Genomic DNA, 17,025 nt, shown 5'->3' on the forward strand with positions numbered 1-17,025 from the left:
CCTGCGGAAAGTTGTACATCCGACGGTCAAGAGAAGGTAAAGCTGTGACGGTTCAATAATTATGGTCACACCAGCACCATCAGTTGCGTCGGAGCAACCGCGTCGCCCCCGCCGCCACCGTCGTCGCCAGGATCCAGCCCAGCAGGATCATCGCCGCCGCCAGCCACTGCCAGCCGCCGCGCAGCTGCCAGAAACCCACCTGTCCCAGGTCGATGACCGGCAGCAGCAGATCGAGGGTGAACAGCGCGGGGTTCCACTCCGGATGCTCACCCCGTTTCATCGGGGGATGCCCGGCCTGCGCGAAGGCAAGGGAGCCCGCCGCCCACAGCACCGCCATCCACACCGCGGCCCGGCCCGGCCGGTACCCGTAGGCGACCGTCCAGTCCTGCGCATAGCCCCACAGCTTGGCGGCCATCGGCAGGCTCTCGCGATGCCGGCGCTGCTTGGCGAGCAGCACCTCGCGGGCGTCCTCGTCCTCCCCGCCGGCCCGCAGTACGGCCGCGAGCCGCTCGTACGGCTCCGGGTTGTACTCGGCGGTCGCCGCCGCCACCCAGTCCAGCCGCTCGGCCAGCGGGAACGGCCCGCGCGGCACCAGGTTCTCGTAGGCGAAGCCGCCCATGTGCAGCCGCCCCGGGCCCGGCCAGGCGTCCGCCCGGTCCATCAGGTTGATGACCTTCGCCCCGGACAGCACCACCCGGCCGCGCACCGGCTGCTCGCCGAGGAACCGCAGCTCCGGCGTCTGCACCCGGCGCAGCGACAGCTCCTGGTCGTCGCCGAGGGTGAACCGGGCCCGCTCGAAGTCGACGGCGTCGCCGAACCGGCCGTCGTCCAGCCGGATCCCGCCCTCGCACGCGAAGCGCTGGATCCGCGTCCCCTGCGCCGGGGTCATCCCGCTCATCGCCTGGGCGCCGACCCCCGCAGGCGTCAGATACAGGCTGCGCTCGACGGTCAGCTGCGGGGCGTTGAGCGCGAGCCGCTCGAAGGGGTTGGACAGGCGCGCGCCGCGCAGGCTCAGGGAGACACCGATGGTGGCGGCGCGCAGGCTCAGCTCGCCGTGCGACTCCAGCAGCTCGGCTTGTAAGTCCTGGCCCACGGTCAGGCCGTCCGCCGCGATCGACCGGCCGCTACGGTCCCGGTGCACGATCGTCTGGTTGAGCATCAGGTCCGTGCCGATCTGCGCGTCCGTGAGCCGGATGCCGTGGTGGAAGCGGCAGCGCGGCAGATGCAGATCGCCCTCCGTGTGCACCCGCGCCGCCTCCAGCCGCGGCACCGAGCAGTCCACCATCCGCAGCGTCGTGAAGCGGGCCTCCGGCAGCAGCACGTCCTGTTCGAACCGGCACCGGCGCATCTCGACGTACGGCCCCACCGTGCCGCCGGCGAGGTCCAGTGAGCCGCTGACCCGCACACCGATCAGCTTCAGCGACGACACGCGCCCGGCCAGGGCGGGCGGGCCGTCGAGGAGCAGCCAGCACACGATCCGGGCCCTCACGGTCCGCTCCGCCCCCCAGGGGTGGCCGCCGTGCGGATCGTCCACCAGGGCGTCGCCGCCGCTCAGGTCGTACACGGTGCCGTTGCGGAAGGCCTGCCACATGCCGGCCTCGGCCGCGGTCAGGTCGTCGGGCACATCCCCGGCACGGACGCCGGCCCCCTCGGTCACAGCTCTTCCTTCCTCCCCAGGTACTCGCGGGTCACTTCCCTCGTACACCAGTTCATGCCCGCTGTGTGACACACCGAACACACAAAGTGAGGTGGATCTTCCGTCTTCCTGCGGCGTTCTGTATCAGCCATTGATACGCGCGGACGGTCCCTCACCCGGGTCTGAGAGAATTGAGCACGTGATCTCCCGAATCGATCTGCGCGGCGATGCCCTCCCCGAGGGCCCCGCTCTGCGTGACCTGCTGCCCCGAGCCGACTTCGACGTAGCGGCCGCCCTCGAGAAGGTGCGTCCGATCTGCGAGGACGTGCATCATCGGGGCGACGCGGCGCTGATCGATTCCGCCGAGCGGTTCGACGGCGTCAGGCTGGATCAGGTACGGGTGCCGGCCGCCGCGCTCACGCGCGCGCTTCAGGAGCTCGACCCGGCCGTGCGCGCGGCCCTGGAGGAGTCCATCCGCCGCGCACGGATCGTCCACCGCGCGCAGCGCCGGGAGACGCACACCACCCAGGTCGTGCCCGGCGGCACCGTGACCGAGAAGTGGGTGCCGGTCGAGCGCGTCGGGCTCTACGCGCCCGGCGGCCGGTCCGTGTACCCGTCCTCCGTGATCATGAATGTGGTGCCCGCGCAGGAGGCCGGCGTCGGGTCCGTCGCGCTCGCCTCTCCCGCCCAGGCCGACTTCGGCGGCCTGCCGCACCCGACCATCCTCGCCGCCTGCGCGCTGCTCGGCGTCGACGAGGTGTACGCGGCCGGCGGGGCCACCGCCGTCGCGATGTTCGCCTACGGCACCGAGTCCTGCGCCCCCGCGAACATGGTCACCGGCCCCGGCAACATCTGGGTCGCCGCAGCCAAGCGCTACTTCACCGGCAAGATCGGCATCGACGCCGAGGCCGGCCCGACCGAGATCGCGGTCCTCGCCGACGACACGGCCGACCCGGTGCACGTGGCCTCCGACCTGATCAGCCAGGCCGAGCACGACCCGCTGGCCGCCGCCGTCCTCGTCACCGACTCCGCCGACCTCGCGGACGCGGTCGAGAAGGAGCTGGACCCGCAGGTCGCGGCCACCAAGCACGTCGACGACCGGATCGTCCCGGCCCTGTCCGGCAGGCAGTCCGCCATCGTGCTGGTCGACGGTATCGACGAGGGCCTGAGGGTGGTCGACGCGTACGGGGCCGAGCACCTGGAGATCCAGACGGCCGACGCGGCGGCCGTGGCCGACCGGGTCCGCAACGCCGGCGCTGTCTTCATCGGCCCCTGGGCCCCGGTCTCCCTCGGCGACTACGCGGCCGGCTCCAACCACGTCCTGCCCACCGGCGGCTGCGCCTGCCACTCCTCGGGCCTGTCCGTCCAGTCCTTCCTGCGCGGCATCCACATCGTCGACTACACGCGGGACGCGCTGGCCGAGGTCGCACACCACGTGGTGACGCTGGCGGAGGCGGAGGACCTGCCGGCACACGGCGCGGCGATCAAGGCGAGGTTCGACTGGAAGGTTCCGCAGGGCAAGTGAACGACGTACGTATCGACGATCTCCCCGTACGGGACGAGCTGCGCGGCAAGTCCCCCTACGGCGCGCCCCAGCTGGACGTCCCCGTACGGCTGAACACCAACGAGAACCCCTACCCGCTGCCCGAGCCGCTGGTCGAGCGGATCGCCGAGCGGGTCCGTGAGGCGGCCCGGAACCTCAACCGCTACCCGGACCGGGACGCGGTCGAGCTGCGCACGCAGCTGGCGAAGTACCTCACCGACACCTCCGGCCACGAGGTCGGCGTGGCCAACGTCTGGGCGGCCAACGGCTCCAACGAGGTCATCCAGCAGCTGCTGCAGACCTTCGGCGGGCCGGGCCGCACGGCCATCGGCTTCGAACCGTCGTACTCGATGCACGGCCTCATCGCACGCGGCACAGGCACGGGCTGGATCTCCGGCCCGCGCCACGAGGACTTCACGATCGACCTCGCCGCCGCCCGGAAGGCCATCGCCGAGAACCAGCCGGACGTCGTCTTCGTCACCACCCCCAACAACCCCACGGGCACCGCCGTCCCGCCCGAGACGGTCCTGGCGCTGTACGAGGCCGCGCAGGCGGCGAAGCCCTCGATGGTGGTCGTCGACGAGGCGTACATCGAGTTCAGCCACGGCGACTCGCTGCTGCCGCTGCTGGAGGGCCGCCCGAACCTCGTCGTCTCCCGCACGATGTCGAAGGCGTTCGGCGCGGCGGGCCTGCGCCTGGGCTACCTCGCGGCGCACCCCGCCGTCGTCGACGCCGTCCAGCTGGTCCGGCTGCCCTACCACCTGTCGGCCGTGACGCAGGCGACCGCCCTGGCCGCCCTGGAGCACACCGGAACGCTGCTGGGCTACGTCGAACAGCTCAAGACCGAACGGGACCGCCTGGTCACCGAACTGCTCGCGATCGGGTACGAGGTGACCGCGTCGGACGCGAACTTCGTGCAGTTCGGCCGGTTCGAGGACTCCCACGAGACCTGGCAGAAGATCCTCGACCGGGGCGTCCTGGTCCGGGACAACGGCGTGCCCGGCTGGCTCCGGGTCACCGCCGGGACCCCCGAAGAGAACGACGCGTTCCTCGACGCGGTACGTGCACTGAAGAAGGAGCAGAGTTCATGAGCCGCACCGGACGCGTGGAGCGGACGACCAAGGAGACCTCGGTCCTCGTCGAGATCGACCTCGACGGCACCGGCAAGACGGAGATCTCCACCGGCGTCGGCTTCTACGACCACATGCTCGACCAGCTCGGCCGGCACGGTCTGTTCGACCTGACCGTGAAGACCGAGGGCGATCTGCACATCGACTCGCACCACACCATCGAGGACACCGCCCTCGCTCTCGGCGCCGCCTTCAAGCAGGCCCTCGGCGACAAGGTCGGCATCTACCGCTTCGGCAACTGCACGGTCCCGCTGGACGAGTCCCTCGCCCAGGTCACCGTCGACCTGTCCGGCCGCCCCTACCTCGTGCACACCGAGCCCGAGAAGATGGCGCCGATGATCGGCGAGTACGACACCACCATGACCCGGCACATCCTGGAGTCCTTCGTGGCCCAGGCGCAGATCGCGCTGCACGTGCACGTGCCCTACGGGCGCAACGCGCACCACATCGTGGAGTGCCAGTTCAAGGCGCTCGCCCGGGCCCTGCGCTACGCGTCCGAACGCGACCCGCGTGCGGTCGGCATCCTCCCGTCCACGAAGGGCGCCCTGTGAACGGCACCTCGACCCTGCTGATCGTCGTCGGCCTCTTCCTCCTCGGCGGGATCTACTCCTTCATCAAGCAGAAGATGCCCAAGGGCCTGATCGTGCTGCTCTCCATCGGCGCCGCGATGTGCCTGGCGGCCGGTGTCGTGAGGCTGGAGGTGTGGAATTGAGCACCCCCCTGAAGACGCGGAAGAAGGTCGTGGTCTTCGACTACGGCTTCGGCAACGTCCGTTCCGCCGAGCGTGCTCTCGCGCGCGCGGGAGCCGACGTCGAGATCACGCGTGACTACGACAAGGCCCTGAACGCCGACGGCCTGCTGGTGCCCGGCGTCGGCGCCTTCGCCTCCTGCATGACGGGCCTGCGCGAGGCCCGCGGCGACTGGATCGTCGACCGCCGGCTGTCCGGCGGCCGCCCGGTCATGGGTATCTGCGTCGGCATGCAGATCCTCTTCGCCCGCGGCATCGAGCACGGCGTGGAGAGCGAGGGCCTCGACGAGTGGCCAGGCTCCGTCGAGCCGCTCCAGGCCGAGATCGTGCCCCACATGGGCTGGAACACCGTCGAGGCGGCGCCCGGTTCGCAGCTGTTCGCGGGTCTGGACGCGGACGCCCGCTTCTACTTCGTGCACTCCTACGCCGTCCACGACTGGTCGCTGGAGACGCACAACCCGGCGATGGAGGCCCCCAAGGTCACCTGGTCCACGCACGGCAAGCCGTTCGTCGCGGCCGTCGAGAACGGCGCCCTGTGGGCCACGCAGTTCCACCCCGAGAAGTCCGGCGACGCCGGAGCCCAGCTGCTGAACAACTGGATCGGAACCCTCTGATGGCCTCGAAGCTCGAACTCCTCCCCGCCGTCGACGTCCGCGACGGCCAGGCCGTCCGCCTGGTGCACGGCGAGTCCGGCACGGAGACCTCCTACGGCTCCCCGCTGGAGGCCGCCCTCGCCTGGCAGCGCTCCGGCGCCGAGTGGCTGCACCTGGTCGACCTGGACGCCGCGTTCGGCACCGGGAACAACCGCGAGCTGATCGCCGAGGTCGCCCGGGCGATGGACATCAAGGTGGAGCTGTCCGGCGGCATCCGCGACGACGACACCCTCGCCGCCGCCCTCGCCACCGGCTGCAAGCGCGTCAACCTGGGCACGGCCGCGCTGGAGGCCCCGGAGTGGGTCGCCAAGGTCATCGCCGAGCACGGCGACAAGATCGCGGTGGGTCTCGACGTCCGCGGCACGACCCTGCGCGGCCGCGGCTGGACCCGAGACGGCGGCGACCTCTACGAGACGCTGGAGCGCCTCGACAAGGAGGGCTGCGCGCGGTACGTCGTCACCGACATCGCCAAGGACGGCACACTCCAGGGCCCGAACCTGGAACTGCTGCGCAACGTGTGCGCCGCAACCGACCGCCCGGTCGTGGCCTCCGGCGGGGTCTCCTCGCTCGACGACCTGCGGGCCATCGCCGACCTCGTCCCGCTCGGTGTCGAGGGCGCCATCGTCGGGAAGGCGCTGTACGCGAAGGCGTTCACCCTGGAAGAAGCCTTGGAGGCTGTGTCGTCATGACCGTACGGCGTGTGCAGAGCGGAAGTCCCTGGGAAGAGTCCTTCGGTTTTGCACGAGCCGTCGCGGTGGGCGACCGGGTGCTGGTCGCGGGTACGACCTCCTTCAAGGGTGACGTCGTCTACGGCGACGGTGACCCGTACGAGCAGGCCAAGGTGGCCTTCGCCACCGCCCTGGAGGCGATCGGCGAGTTCGGGCTCGGAGTCGAGTCCGTGATCCGCACCCGTGTGTACCTGGCACACGCCCGGGACGTCGACGCGGTGGGCCGGGCCCACAAGGAACTGTTCGACGCCGTACGCCCCGTCACGACCCTGCTGGTCGTGCAGGGCTTCATCGACTCCCGGGTCCTGGTGTCGGTGGAAGTGGAAGCATTCAGAGGGACACTAGAGGAGCAGGATTCATGACCCTGGCGGTCCGAGTCATCCCCTGCCTGGACGTGGACAACGGCCGGGTCGTCAAGGGCGTCAACTTCCAGAACCTGCGCGACGCGGGCGACCCCGTCGAGATGGCCAAGGTGTACGACGCCGAGGGCGCCGACGAGCTGACGTTCCTGGACATCACCGCCTCGTCGGGCAACCGCGAGACCACGTACGACGTGGTGCGCCGCACGGCCGAGCAGGTGTTCATCCCGCTCACGGTCGGCGGCGGTGTCCGCACGGCCGAGGACGTGGACAAGCTGCTGCGCGCGGGCGCGGACAAGGTCGGCGTCAACACCGCCGCCATCGCCCGCCCGGAGCTGATCCGTGAGATCGCCGAGCGCTTCGGCCGCCAGGTCCTGGTCCTGTCGGTGGACGCGCGCCGCACGGAGTCGGGCTCCTTCGAGGTGACCACCCACGGCGGCCGCAAAGGCACCGGGATCGACGCCGTCGAGTGGGCCCACCAGGCCGCGGAACTCGGCGCGGGCGAGATCCTGCTCAACTCGATGGACGCGGACGGCACCAAGGACGGCTACGACCTGGAGATGATCCGGGCCGTCCGCAAGCACGTCACGGTCCCGGTCATCGCCTCGGGCGGCGCCGGCACGCTCACCGACTTCCCCCCGGCCGTCGAGGCGGGCGCGGACGCGGTCCTGGCGGCATCGGTCTTCCACTTCGGCGACCTGCGGATCGGCCAGGTCAAGCAGACGCTCAGGGAGGCGGGCCACCCGGTGCGGTGACGCCCCCCTGCCTTGCGGAAGCCCCGGCCGCCCCGAGCGGCCGGGGCTTTCTCAGATCCCGAGCTGCTTCGTCTCGTGGAGCTTCGCGATCGCGTTCTCGTCACCGTCCAGGTCGACCTTGGCAGCGCTCTGGCGGCCGTAGCAGAACAGGACCAGTTCCGACGGCTCGCCGGTCACCGTGACCACCGGGGTACCGCGGTGGGCGACCGCCGTCTGGCCGTCGGGGCGGCGCAGCACCAGGCCCGTCGGGACGCCGCGGCCCATCAGGCGGGCGGTGCGCTCCAGGCGGGACCACAGGGCATCCTGGAAGACCGGGTCGAGGTCGCGCGGCGACCAGTCGGGCTGGGCGCGGCGGACATCCTCGGTGTGGACGTAGAACTCGATGATGTTCGACGCCTCGTCGAGCGGCTTCAGGGAGAAGGGCGAGAAACGCGGGGGGCCAGTACGGATCAGCTGGATCAGCTCCTCGTACGGCTTGTCGGTGTACTCCGCCATCACCTTGTCCAGGCGCGGCGCGAGCTGCTTGATCAGTATCCCGCCGGCGGCGTCCGGGCGGCGCTCGCGCACCACCACGTGCGCCGCGAGGTCCCGGGTCGTCCACCCCTCGCACAGGGTGGGCGCGTCCGGGCCCGCGGTCTCCAACAGGTCGGCGAGGAGAAGTCGTTCACGCTTGGCATGGGTCGACATGCGCCCCAGCCTACGGCCGGCCCCCCGGTCCGCCCAGTGGACACTCCATCGGGCCCGTCGGTGGCGCGCGGCACAATGGTCACCATGACCAGCATGTCCAGTCACCTCGACCCGGAGATCGCCGCGCGCCTCAAGCGCAGCCCCGACGGCCTCCTGCCCGCCATCGCCCAGCAGTACGACACCGGCGAGGTGCTCATGCTCGGCTGGATGGACGACGAGGCGCTGTATCGCACCCTGACCACCGGCCGGTGCACCTACTGGTCGCGCAGCCGCCGGGAGTACTGGGTCAAGGGTGACACCTCCGGCCACTTCCAGTGGGTGAAGTCCGTCGCCCTGGACTGCGACGCCGACACCGTGCTCGTCAAGGTCGACCAGGTCGGCGCCGCCTGCCACACCGGCGCGCGCACGTGTTTCGACACCGACGTGCTGCTCGAGGACGGCGGTCCCGACGGCTCCGCCACGGATCAGTAAGGTCAGCCGCCATGGACCTCGAGACGTTCCGCAAGCTCGCCACCGACCGGCGGGTCATCCCCGTCACCCGCAAGCTCCTCGCCGACGGCGACACACCGGTCGCGCTCTACCGCAAGCTCGCCGCCGAGCGCCCCGGCACCTTCCTGCTGGAGTCCGCGGAGAACGGCCGCTCCTGGTCTAGGTACTCGTTCGTCGGCGTCCGCAGCGACGCCACCCTCACCGCACGCGACGGGCAGGCCCACTGGCTCGGTGCCCCGCCCGTCGGCGTCCCCACCGACGGCGACCCCCTCGCCGCCCTGCGCGCCACCATCGAAGCCCTGCACACGCCCCACCAGGAGGGCATGCCGCCCTTCACCGGCGGCATGGTCGGCTACCTCGGCTACGACATCGTCCGCCGCCTGGAGAAGATCGGCCCCGGCGAGCGCGACGACCTGAAGCTGCCCGAGCTGACCATGCTCCTCACCAGCGACCTGGCCGTCATGGACCACTGGGAGGGCTCGGTCCTGCTGATCGCCAACGCGATCAACCACAACGACCTGGAGACCGGCGTCGACGAGGCCCACGCCGACGCCGTCGCCCGGCTCGACGCCATGGAGGCCGACCTCTCCCGCCCGGTCGCCCAGCCCCCGGCCGTCCTCCCGCCCTCCGAGCTGCCCGAGTACACCGCGCTGTGGGGCGGCCCCGACTTCCAGGTGGCCGTCGAGGACATCAAGGAGCGCATCCGGGCGGGCGAGGCTTTCCAGGTGGTCCCCTCCCAGCGCTTCGAGACGCCGTGCACGGCGAGCGCGCTGGACGTCTACCGGGTCCTGCGGGCCACCAACCCGTCCCCGTACATGTACCTGTTCCGCTTCGACGGGTTCGACGTCGTCGGCTCGTCCCCCGAGGCCCTGGTCAAGGTGGAGGACGGCCGGGCCATGGTCCACCCCATCGCCGGCACCCGCTGGCGCGGCGCCACACCGCAGGAGGACCAGGCCCTCGCCGACGAGCTGCTCGCCGACCCCAAGGAGCGCGCCGAGCATTTGATGCTCGTCGACCTGGGCCGCAACGACCTGGGACGGGTCTGCGAGCCCGGCTCGGTCGAGGTCGTCGACTTCATGTCCGTCGAGCGGTACTCGCACGTCATGCACATCGTCTCGACCGTGACGGGCCGTGTCGCCCCGGGCCGCACGGCCTTCGACGTCCTCACCGCCTGCTTCCCGGCCGGCACCCTCTCCGGCGCCCCCAAGCCCCGCGCCATGCAGATCATCGACGAACTCGAACCGTCCAGGCGCGGGCTGTACGGCGGCTGCGTGGGCTACCTCGACTTCGCCGGCGACTCCGACACCGCCATCGCCATCCGCACCGCCCTCCTGCGCGACGGCACCGCCTACGTCCAGGCCGGAGCGGGCATCGTCGCCGACTCCGACCCGGTCGCCGAGGACACCGAGTGCCGCAACAAGGCGGCCGCGGTGCTGCGGGCCGTCCACACGGCGAACCGGCTCGGAACGGCCTGAGACGAACCCCGGGTGACGGTTCGCCCGGGGTCCGGGTGATAGTGGGGTAGTGACTGCTGTACCTCACCCCCCTTCCGAAGCCCCCGGATCCGCCCGGGCCGGCCGCCTGAGCCTCGCCGTCGCGCTGCTGAGCGGCGCGCTCGGTGCGGCCGTGGCGTTGCTCGCCACCCGCCAGCAATGGTCGCAGGGCACCGCGACGGTGGCCGGTGGCGCCTTCCCCCTGACCGCCAAGGGCAGCGACGTCACGGGCGTTCCCGCGGCGCTCGCCATAGTGGGCCTCGCCGCGCTCGTCGCCGTCTTCGCCGTCCGCCGCACCGGCCGCTTCGCCGTCGCCGCGCTGCTGGCGCTCTCCGGCGCCGGCATCATCGCCGCGGCCCTGCTCGGCGCCTCCGACAGCTCCGCGCTCGACGAGCAGGCCGCCCAGGCCTCCGGCGACACCTCGGCCTCCGTCGACGCCCTCAGCCACACCGCCTGGCCCTACGTCGCGGTCGCCGGCGGCGTCCTGATCCTCCTGGCCGGACTGCTCGCCCTGCGCTACGGCCGGCTGTGGCCCGCCATGTCCGGCCGCTACGAGCGCGGCGGCGCGCCCCAGCCGCGCCGCAAGGCCCCCGCCGTCGACCCCGACCGGCCCGAGGACCTGTGGAAGGCACTCGACCGCGGTGAGGACCCGACCGGGGCCTGAGCCCACCCGGGGGACCCGGGGGAGTACCCCCGCTCACCCGGCGGGCGCGCGTGCGGGACAATGGCCCCGAGCGTCCTGCTCAGACACGCACACAGCAACGAGGAGCAAGCAATGGCGGGCAGCAGCCACGGTCACACCCCGGCCGCCTGGACCGGTGTCACGATCGCCTTCATCGGTTTCTGCGTCTCGGGCGCGTTCATGGTGATGGACCAGCCGGTGGGCTTCTGGGCGGGCATGGTGGTCGTGCTCCTCGGCGGTGTCGTCGGCGGCATCATGCGGATGATGGGCCTCGGCCAGCCCAAGGAGCTGCACCGGCCGCACGAGATGACCGGCGACCGCGAGCCGGCGCGCGCCGAGGGCTGACCCGGCGGAACACCGCGCAGTCGCACGAGGGGCGGCCGGCACACGGGTGCCGGGACGCCCCTCACGCACGTGCGGGGCACAATGCATACCGTGAACGCCGAGAGCCGAAGGGTGACGCGGAGCGTCCCGAGCCGCCTGGCCGTCCCCGCCGGGGTGCTCGCGGCCGTCGCCGCCGCCTTCGCCTACGTGGGCACCGTGGACCCCAACGAACCCGGCCACTACCCCGTCTGCCCGCTGCTGCGCCACACCGGCCTGTACTGCCCCGGCTGCGGCGGACTGCGCAGCGCGCACGCCTTCGTGCACGGGGACGTGCCGGCGGCGCTGCACGCCAACGCGCTCGCGACCCTCGGCTATCTGGGATTCGCCGTGCTGTGGACCGTATGGGTGGTGCACGCGGCTCGCGAGCGCCCGCTGCGGATCGATCCCCGCCCGGGGCTGGTGTGGAGCCTCGGGGCGTTGCTGCTGGTCTTCACGGTTGTCCGGAACCTGCCCTTCGGTGGCTGGCTCCATCCTTGATCAACGGGCGGACGTCCAGGTAGTGGGACCGGCGTCAACCGGATGTGAGGCCTACGCCCCGCTGCGGATACCATCGCAGTGACCATCGGTTTTCCGATCGGTCGCTGGAACTGTCAAGAGTCTGGAAGGGGGCCGCTCGCGTGAGTGTGCTCGACGAGATCATCGACGGAGTCCGTGCCGACCTCGCGGAGCGGCAGGCGCGCGTCAGCCTCGACGAGCTCAAGGAGCGCGCGGCGAAGGCTCCCGCGGCCAAGGACGGCGCTGCCGCACTGCGCGGCGACGGTGTGAAGGTCGTCTGCGAGGTCAAGCGCTCCAGCCCGTCCAAGGGCGCGCTGGCCGCGATCGCCGACCCGGCCGGACTCGCCGCGGACTACGAGGCGGGCGGCGCGGCCGTCATCTCCGTCCTCACCGAGGAGCGCCGCTTCGGCGGCTCGCTCGCCGACCTGGAGGCGGTCCGCGCCCGCGTGGACATCCCGGTCCTCCGCAAGGACTTCATCGTCACGTCGTACCAGCTGTGGGAGGCCCGCGCCTACGGTGCCGACGTCGTGCTGCTGATCGTCGCCGCGCTCGACCAGCCCGCGCTGGAGTCCCTCATCGAGCGTGCCGAGTCCATCGGTCTCACGCCGCTCGTCGAGGTGCACGACGAGGACGAGGTCGAGCGCGCTGTCGACGCCGGCGCCCGCGTGATCGGTGTCAACGCGCGCAACCTCAAGACCCTCGAGGTCGACCGCGGCACCTTCGAGCGGGTGGCTCCCGAGATCCCCGACCACATCATCAAGATCGCCGAATCCGGCGTCCGCGGCCCGCACGACCTCATCGCCTACGCCAACGCCGGCGCCGACGCGGTCCTGGTCGGCGAGTCCCTCGTCACCGGCAAGGACCCGAGGACGGCGGTCTCGGACCTGGTGGCGGCCGGCGAGCACCCCGCACTCCGGCACGGCCGGGGCTGATCACCCGCTAGGCTTGCCCCGATGACAGCCACCCTGACGACCGTGGACCGGTACGCCCGCCTCGCGCGCGGCTGCCGCCCCCGCGGCTGCCGCGCGCCCGCGCGCCGCGTACACGGCCGCCGGGTGAGGTACGTCATCGGTGACGAACCCGGGCAGGTCAACGGCATGCGATGGCAGCAGCGCCCCGTAAGGGGCGCGGGGAACTGCGCGACAAGCCACTGACGGCCCGCGGCCGACCATCGTTTCCCGCCCCCACGGCGACCAGTGCATTCCACACACACTCACCGTGAGGTATTCGCATGCCCAGCCAGTTCTTCATCCCTGACCCCGAGGGTCAAACCCCCAGCCCCGAAGGCTACTTCGGGGCGTTCGGCGGCAAGTTCATCCCGGAGGCCCTCGTCGCAGCCGTCGACGAGGTGGCCGTCGAGTACGACAAGGCCAAGCACGACCCGGAGTTCGCCAGGGAACTCGACGACCTCCTGGTCCACTACACCGGCCGCCCCAGCTCCCTCACCGAGGTGACGAGGTTCGCCGAACACGCCGGCGGCGCACGGATCTTCCTGAAGCGGGAAGACCTCAACCACACCGGCTCCCACAAGATCAACAACGTCCTCGGCCAGGCCCTGCTCACCAAGCGCATGGGCAAGACCCGGGTCATCGCCGAGACGGGCGCCGGCCAGCACGGCGTGGCCACGGCCACCGCCTGTGCGCTGTTCGGCCTCGAGTGCACGATCTACATGGGCGAGATCGACACCCGGCGCCAGGCCCTCAACGTGGCCCGCATGCGCATGCTCGGCGCCGAGGTCATCGCCGTGAAGTCCGGCAGCCGCACGCTGAAGGACGCCATCAACGAGGCCTTCCGCGACTGGGTCGCCAACGTCGACCACACCCACTACCTCTTCGGCACCGTCGCCGGACCGCACCCCTTCCCGGCGATGGTCCGCGACTTCCACCGGGTCATCGGCGTCGAGGCCCGCCGCCAGCTCCTGGAGCGGGCCGGACGCCTCCCCGACGCGGCCGTCGCCTGCGTCGGCGGCGGATCCAACGCCATCGGCCTCTTCCACGCCTTCATCCCGGACGCGGACGTCCGCCTCATCGGCTGCGAGCCGGCCGGGCACGGCGTCGAGACCGGCGAGCACGCGGCGACCCTCACCGCCGGCGAGCCCGGCATCCTGCACGGCTCGCGCTCCTACGTCCTCCAGGACGAGGAGGGCCAGATCACCGAGCCGTATTCGATCTCGGCCGGTCTGGACTACCCGGGCATCGGCCCCGAGCACTCCTACCTGAAGGACTCCGGCCGCGGCGAGTACCGCGCGGTCACCGACGACGCCGCCATGCAGGCCCTGCGCCTGCTGTCGCGCAGCGAGGGCATCATCCCGGCCATCGAGAGCGCCCACGCGCTGGCCGGCGCCCTGGAGGTCGGCAAGGAGCTGGGCAAGGACGGGCTGATCGTGGTCAACCTGTCCGGCCGGGGCGACAAGGACATGGACACCGCCGCCCGCTACTTCGGCCTGTACGACACCGACGCCGAGGTCGCCGAGGACGCCTCCGGCACCGCCGAGATCGAGGGGGACGCCAAGTGAGCGGCAACCTGCAGCTGTTGAGCGACACCCTCGCCGCGGCGAAGTCCGAAGGGCGCGCCGCGCTCATCGCCTACCTCCCGGCCGGGTTCCCGACCGTGGACGGCGGCATCGAGGCGATCAAGGCCGTCATCGACGGCGGCGCCGACGTCGTCGAGGTGGGACTGCCGCACAGCGACCCCGTCCTCGACGGCCCCGTCATCCAGACCGCCGACGACATCGCCCTGCGCGGCGGCGTCAAGATCGCCGACGTGATGCGCACGGTCCGTGAGGCCCATGCCGCCACCGGCAAGCCCATCCTCGTCATGACGTACTGGAACCCCATCGACCGCTACGGCGTCGAGCGGTTCACCGCCGAGCTCGCCGAGGCGGGCGGCGCCGGGTGCATCCTGCCCGACCTGCCCGTGCAGGAGTCGGCACTGTGGAGGGAGCACGCCGAGAAGCACGGTCTCGCCACCGTCTTCGTCGTCGCGCCCAGCAGCAAGGACGAGCGGCTCGCGCAGATCACCGCGGCGGGCAGCGGCTTCGTCTACGCCGCCTCCCTCATGGGCGTCACCGGCACCCGCGCCAGCGTCAGCTCACAGGCCCAGGGCCTGGTGGAACGCACTCGGGCCACGCGCGCCGACCTGCCCGTCTGCGTCGGGCTCGGCGTCTCCAACCCCGCCCAGGCCGCCGAGGTCGCCGGCTTCGCCGACGGCGTGATCGTCGGCTCGGCCTTCGTCAAGGCGATGCTGGACGCCCCGGACGACGCCGCCGGTCTTGAAGCCGTACGCGGGCTCGCGGGCGATCTCGCCAAGGGCGTGCGCGGACAGGCGTAAGAAGGCAGGAAGTCATACAGGTCCCTCGTAAGGGTGGACCTGGGTCCGGGGAGGCGCGGTGCGCCTCCCCGGGTCGTTTCCGGGGTGTGAGCGACAAGAACCGTGAGGGTAAGCGCACCGCCCGGGAGAAGCTGGCGGTCGAGCGCGAGAAGCAGAAGTCCGCGGACAAGCGCCGGCGCGCGCTGGTCGTGGGCGGGGCCGTCGTCGCCGTCCTGGGACTCGCGGCGGTGATCGGCGTCGTCGCGGCCAACGCCGGCAAGGACGACGGCAGCGAGGCCTCGGGCCCCGTCGTGGCCCCCTCGGGAGCGCAGGGCAAGGACGGTCTCGCGATCCCGGTCGGCAAGGACAGCGCCAAGTCCACGCTCACGGTGTGGGAGGACTTCCGCTGCCCCGCCTGCAAATCCTTCGAGACGGCGTACCGGCCGGTGATCCACGAGCTGACGAACGCCGGCCAGCTGAAGACCGAGTACCACCTGGTCACCCTCATCGACGGCAACATGCGCGGCACCGGCTCCCGCAACGCCGCCAACGCCGCGGCCTGCGCCCAGGACGCCGGGAAGTTCCCCGCCTACCACGACGTGCTCTTCGACAACCAGCCCCCGGAGGTCGACGACGCCTACGCGGACAACGGCAAGCTGATCGAGCTGGCCGGCAAGGTCGACGGCCTGGACACCCCGGCCTTCCGCCGTTGCGTCGAGGACGGCACGCACAACGCCTGGGTCGCCAAGTCCCACCAGGCCTTCAACAAGGGCAACTTCTCGGGTACGCCCACCGTGCTGTTCGACGGCGAGAACATCTACCAGGACCGGACGATGACCCCGGCCAAGCTGAAGAAGATGGTGCAGGAGGCGAACCAGGGCTGAGGGACGTTCACCCGCCCCTGTTATGGACCCGTAGCCGGGCCGCCCGCCCCGGGCCCGGCCCGGCACGGTAGCGTCGACCTTGCCATGGAACTTGCCTTCATTCCCAGCCCGTCGCGCGGGGTGCTGTACCTCGGCCCCATTCCGCTGCGCGGCTACGCGTTCTGCATCATCATCGGCGTCTTCGTCGCGGTCTGGCTCGGCAACAAACGCTGGATCGCCCGGGGCGGGCGGGCCGGCACGGTGGCCGACATCGCTGTCTGGGCCGTGCCCTTCGGCCTCGTCGGCGGCCGGCTCTACCACGTGATCACGGACTACGAGCTGTACTTCAGCGAGGGCCGCGACTGGGTGGACGCCTTCAAGATCTGGGAGGGCGGCCTCGGCATCTGGGGCGCCATCGCGCTCGGCGCGGTGGGCGCGTGGATCGGCTGCCGCCGCCGTGGCATCCCGCTGCCCGCGTACGCCGACGCCATCGCACCCGGCATCGCCTTCGCCCAGGCGATCGGCCGCTGGGGCAACTGGTTCAACCAGGAGCTGTACGGCAAGCCCACCGATCTGCCGTGGGCCCTGGAGATCACCTCCTCGTCGGACGGGCGGGTGCCGGGCACGTACCACCCGACGTTCCTGTACGAGTCGCTGTGGTGCGTCGGCGTGGCGTTCCTGGTCATCTGGGCGGACCGCCGCTTCCGGCTCGGACACGGCCGGGCGTTCGCGCTGTACGTCGCCGCGTACTGCACGGGCCGGGCGTGGATCGAGTACATGCGGGTCGACGACGCCCACCACATCCTGGGCCTCCGGCTGAACGTCTGGACCGCGATCTTCGTGTTCCTGCTCGCGGTGACGTACCTGGTGGTGTCGTCGAAGAAGCGGCCCGGACGCGAGGATGTTGTCGAACCGGGTGCCGCGGCCTCCGGAGACGACGCCGACAGCGGTGAGAAGCCCGAGAACGCCGGCAAGGACGACGAGGTCGCGGACGACTCCGAGGCTGACGCGGCCAGGAACGAGGCCGGGTCGGGCAAGAAGACCTGACGGTCTGCCTCCTGTGACATGCGG

At 71.4% G+C, this 17,025-nt stretch carries 21 protein-coding genes; 19 read left to right on the forward strand and 2 right to left on the reverse strand.

Translation table 11 applies throughout. The features are described 5' to 3' along the window. Positions 1-79: 79 nt before the first annotated feature. Positions 80-1,657: an oxidoreductase gene (locus IO24_RS0104480; protein WP_031132042.1), complete on the reverse strand. Its 1,578-nt coding sequence runs from the start codon at positions 1,655-1,657 to the stop codon at positions 80-82. 178 nt (positions 1,658-1,835) lie between these two features. Between IO24_RS0104480 and hisD the strand changes: the two genes are divergently transcribed. From hisD to hisF, 8 genes are read left to right on the forward strand one after another with little or no spacing between them, the layout of a single operon-like run. Next, a complete protein-coding gene (gene hisD, locus IO24_RS0104485) occupies positions 1,836-3,161 on the forward strand; it encodes a histidinol dehydrogenase (RefSeq protein ID WP_031132044.1) in 1,326 nt (441 codons plus the stop codon). Then, complete coding sequence (locus IO24_RS0104490; RefSeq protein WP_031132045.1) at positions 3,158-4,270, forward strand: histidinol-phosphate transaminase; 1,113 nt, start codon at positions 3,158-3,160, stop codon at positions 4,268-4,270. Before hisD ends, IO24_RS0104490 begins: the two co-directional genes overlap by 4 nt. Next, entirely contained in the window at positions 4,267-4,860 is a 594-nt protein-coding gene (gene hisB, locus IO24_RS0104495) for an imidazoleglycerol-phosphate dehydratase HisB (protein WP_031132046.1), read from the forward strand. The genes IO24_RS0104490 and hisB overlap by 4 nt, the downstream gene beginning before the upstream one ends. Then, positions 4,857-5,021, forward strand: coding sequence for a hypothetical protein (locus IO24_RS45555; protein WP_031132048.1), 165 nt, complete (start codon positions 4,857-4,859; stop codon positions 5,019-5,021). Before hisB ends, IO24_RS45555 begins: the two co-directional genes overlap by 4 nt. 8 nt (positions 5,022-5,029) lie before the next feature. Then, on the forward strand, positions 5,030-5,671 hold the full coding sequence (gene hisH / locus IO24_RS0104505) for an imidazole glycerol phosphate synthase subunit HisH (RefSeq protein WP_107062896.1): 642 nt from the start codon (positions 5,030-5,032) through the stop codon (positions 5,669-5,671). Next, complete coding sequence (gene priA / locus IO24_RS0104510; RefSeq protein WP_031132052.1) at positions 5,671-6,399, forward strand: bifunctional 1-(5-phosphoribosyl)-5-((5-phosphoribosylamino)methylideneamino)imidazole-4-carboxamide isomerase/phosphoribosylanthranilate isomerase PriA; 729 nt, start codon at positions 5,671-5,673, stop codon at positions 6,397-6,399. Before hisH ends, priA begins: the two co-directional genes overlap by 1 nt. Next, on the forward strand, positions 6,396-6,800 hold the full coding sequence (locus IO24_RS0104515) for a RidA family protein (RefSeq protein WP_031132055.1): 405 nt from the start codon (positions 6,396-6,398) through the stop codon (positions 6,798-6,800). The genes priA and IO24_RS0104515 overlap by 4 nt, the downstream gene beginning before the upstream one ends. Further along, positions 6,797-7,552 (forward strand): imidazole glycerol phosphate synthase subunit HisF, encoded by a 756-nt coding sequence (gene hisF / locus IO24_RS0104520; protein WP_031132057.1) that lies wholly within the window; start codon positions 6,797-6,799, stop codon positions 7,550-7,552. The genes IO24_RS0104515 and hisF overlap by 4 nt, the downstream gene beginning before the upstream one ends. Before the next feature lie 51 nt (positions 7,553-7,603). Here the strand turns inward: hisF and IO24_RS0104525 are convergent, their stop codons facing one another. Then, a complete protein-coding gene (locus IO24_RS0104525; protein ID WP_031132059.1) occupies positions 7,604-8,239 on the reverse strand; it encodes a TIGR03085 family metal-binding protein in 636 nt (211 codons plus the stop codon). A 75-nt stretch (positions 8,240-8,314) separates the two neighbouring features. On the opposite strand from IO24_RS0104525, the gene hisI reads away from it, so the two are divergent. The 11 genes from hisI to lgt all read left to right on the forward strand — a co-directional run bounded on the left by hisI (position 8,315) and on the right by lgt (position 17,001). Further along, positions 8,315-8,710, forward strand: coding sequence for a phosphoribosyl-AMP cyclohydrolase (hisI, locus tag IO24_RS0104530; protein ID WP_031132061.1), 396 nt, complete (start codon positions 8,315-8,317; stop codon positions 8,708-8,710). Positions 8,711-8,721: 11 nt separating this feature from the next. Continuing rightward, the gene (locus IO24_RS0104535) at positions 8,722-10,203 is read left to right on the forward strand and encodes an anthranilate synthase component I (protein WP_031132063.1); all 1,482 of its coding nucleotides are present in this window, start codon (positions 8,722-8,724) and stop codon (positions 10,201-10,203) included. A gap of 49 nt (positions 10,204-10,252) precedes the next feature. Continuing rightward, positions 10,253-10,885, forward strand: coding sequence for a TIGR02234 family membrane protein (locus tag IO24_RS0104540; RefSeq protein ID WP_031132065.1), 633 nt, complete (start codon positions 10,253-10,255; stop codon positions 10,883-10,885). Positions 10,886-10,996: 111 nt separating this feature from the next. Next, a complete protein-coding gene (locus tag IO24_RS0104545) occupies positions 10,997-11,248 on the forward strand; it encodes an HGxxPAAW family protein (protein ID WP_031132067.1) in 252 nt (83 codons plus the stop codon). Between the two features lie 81 nt (positions 11,249-11,329). Beyond that, a complete protein-coding gene (locus IO24_RS0104550; RefSeq protein ID WP_031132068.1) occupies positions 11,330-11,764 on the forward strand; it encodes a DUF2752 domain-containing protein in 435 nt (144 codons plus the stop codon). Between the two features lie 140 nt (positions 11,765-11,904). After that, entirely contained in the window at positions 11,905-12,714 is an 810-nt protein-coding gene (gene trpC, locus IO24_RS0104555; protein ID WP_031132069.1) for an indole-3-glycerol phosphate synthase TrpC, read from the forward strand. A 21-nt stretch (positions 12,715-12,735) separates the two neighbouring features. Further along, positions 12,736-12,936 carry a tryptophan biosynthesis modulator TrpM gene (gene trpM / locus IO24_RS42655; protein ID WP_078899150.1) on the forward strand — a complete coding sequence of 67 codons (201 nt, stop codon included), beginning with the start codon at positions 12,736-12,738 and terminating at the stop codon, positions 12,934-12,936. Between the two features lie 77 nt (positions 12,937-13,013). Further along, entirely contained in the window at positions 13,014-14,297 is a 1,284-nt protein-coding gene (gene trpB / locus IO24_RS0104560; RefSeq protein WP_031132070.1) for a tryptophan synthase subunit beta, read from the forward strand. After that, positions 14,294-15,112, forward strand: coding sequence for a tryptophan synthase subunit alpha (trpA, locus tag IO24_RS0104565; RefSeq protein ID WP_031132072.1), 819 nt, complete (start codon positions 14,294-14,296; stop codon positions 15,110-15,112). Before trpB ends, trpA begins: the two co-directional genes overlap by 4 nt. Positions 15,113-15,198: 86 nt before the next feature. Continuing rightward, entirely contained in the window at positions 15,199-15,975 is a 777-nt protein-coding gene (locus IO24_RS0104570; protein ID WP_031132073.1) for a DsbA family protein, read from the forward strand. 84 nt (positions 15,976-16,059) lie between these two features. Beyond that, positions 16,060-17,001, forward strand: a complete 942-nt coding sequence (gene lgt, locus IO24_RS0104575; protein WP_031132075.1) for a prolipoprotein diacylglyceryl transferase — start codon at positions 16,060-16,062, stop codon at positions 16,999-17,001. Positions 17,002-17,025: the final 24 nt, after the last annotated feature.

It is taken from the genome of Streptomyces flavovariabilis, assembly GCF_000725785.1.
GTDB classification, from domain to species: domain Bacteria; phylum Actinomycetota; class Actinomycetes; order Streptomycetales; family Streptomycetaceae; genus Streptomyces; species Streptomyces hawaiiensis.

Excerpts from the sequence above, each read along its gene's own strand:
- hisB (WP_031132046.1), top strand. The coding sequence starts at position 4,267 with ATGAGCCGCACCGGACGCGTGGAGCGGACGACCAAGGAGACCTCGGTC.
- priA (WP_031132052.1), top strand. The coding sequence starts at position 5,671 with ATGGCCTCGAAGCTCGAACTCCTCCCCGCCGTCGACGTCCGCGACGGC.
- IO24_RS0104515 (WP_031132055.1), top strand. The coding sequence starts at position 6,396 with ATGACCGTACGGCGTGTGCAGAGCGGAAGTCCCTGGGAAGAGTCCTTC.
- hisF (WP_031132057.1), top strand. The coding sequence starts at position 6,797 with ATGACCCTGGCGGTCCGAGTCATCCCCTGCCTGGACGTGGACAACGGC.
- IO24_RS0104525 (WP_031132059.1), bottom strand. The coding sequence starts at position 8,239 with ATGTCGACCCATGCCAAGCGTGAACGACTTCTCCTCGCCGACCTGTTG.
- hisI (WP_031132061.1), top strand. The coding sequence starts at position 8,315 with ATGGTCACCATGACCAGCATGTCCAGTCACCTCGACCCGGAGATCGCC.
- IO24_RS0104535 (WP_031132063.1), top strand. The coding sequence starts at position 8,722 with ATGGACCTCGAGACGTTCCGCAAGCTCGCCACCGACCGGCGGGTCATC.
- IO24_RS0104545 (WP_031132067.1), top strand. The coding sequence starts at position 10,997 with ATGGCGGGCAGCAGCCACGGTCACACCCCGGCCGCCTGGACCGGTGTC.
- IO24_RS0104550 (WP_031132068.1), top strand. The coding sequence starts at position 11,330 with ATGCATACCGTGAACGCCGAGAGCCGAAGGGTGACGCGGAGCGTCCCG.
- trpM (WP_078899150.1), top strand. The coding sequence starts at position 12,736 with ATGACAGCCACCCTGACGACCGTGGACCGGTACGCCCGCCTCGCGCGC.
- trpB (WP_031132070.1), top strand. The coding sequence starts at position 13,014 with ATGCCCAGCCAGTTCTTCATCCCTGACCCCGAGGGTCAAACCCCCAGC.
- lgt (WP_031132075.1), top strand. The coding sequence starts at position 16,060 with ATGGAACTTGCCTTCATTCCCAGCCCGTCGCGCGGGGTGCTGTACCTC.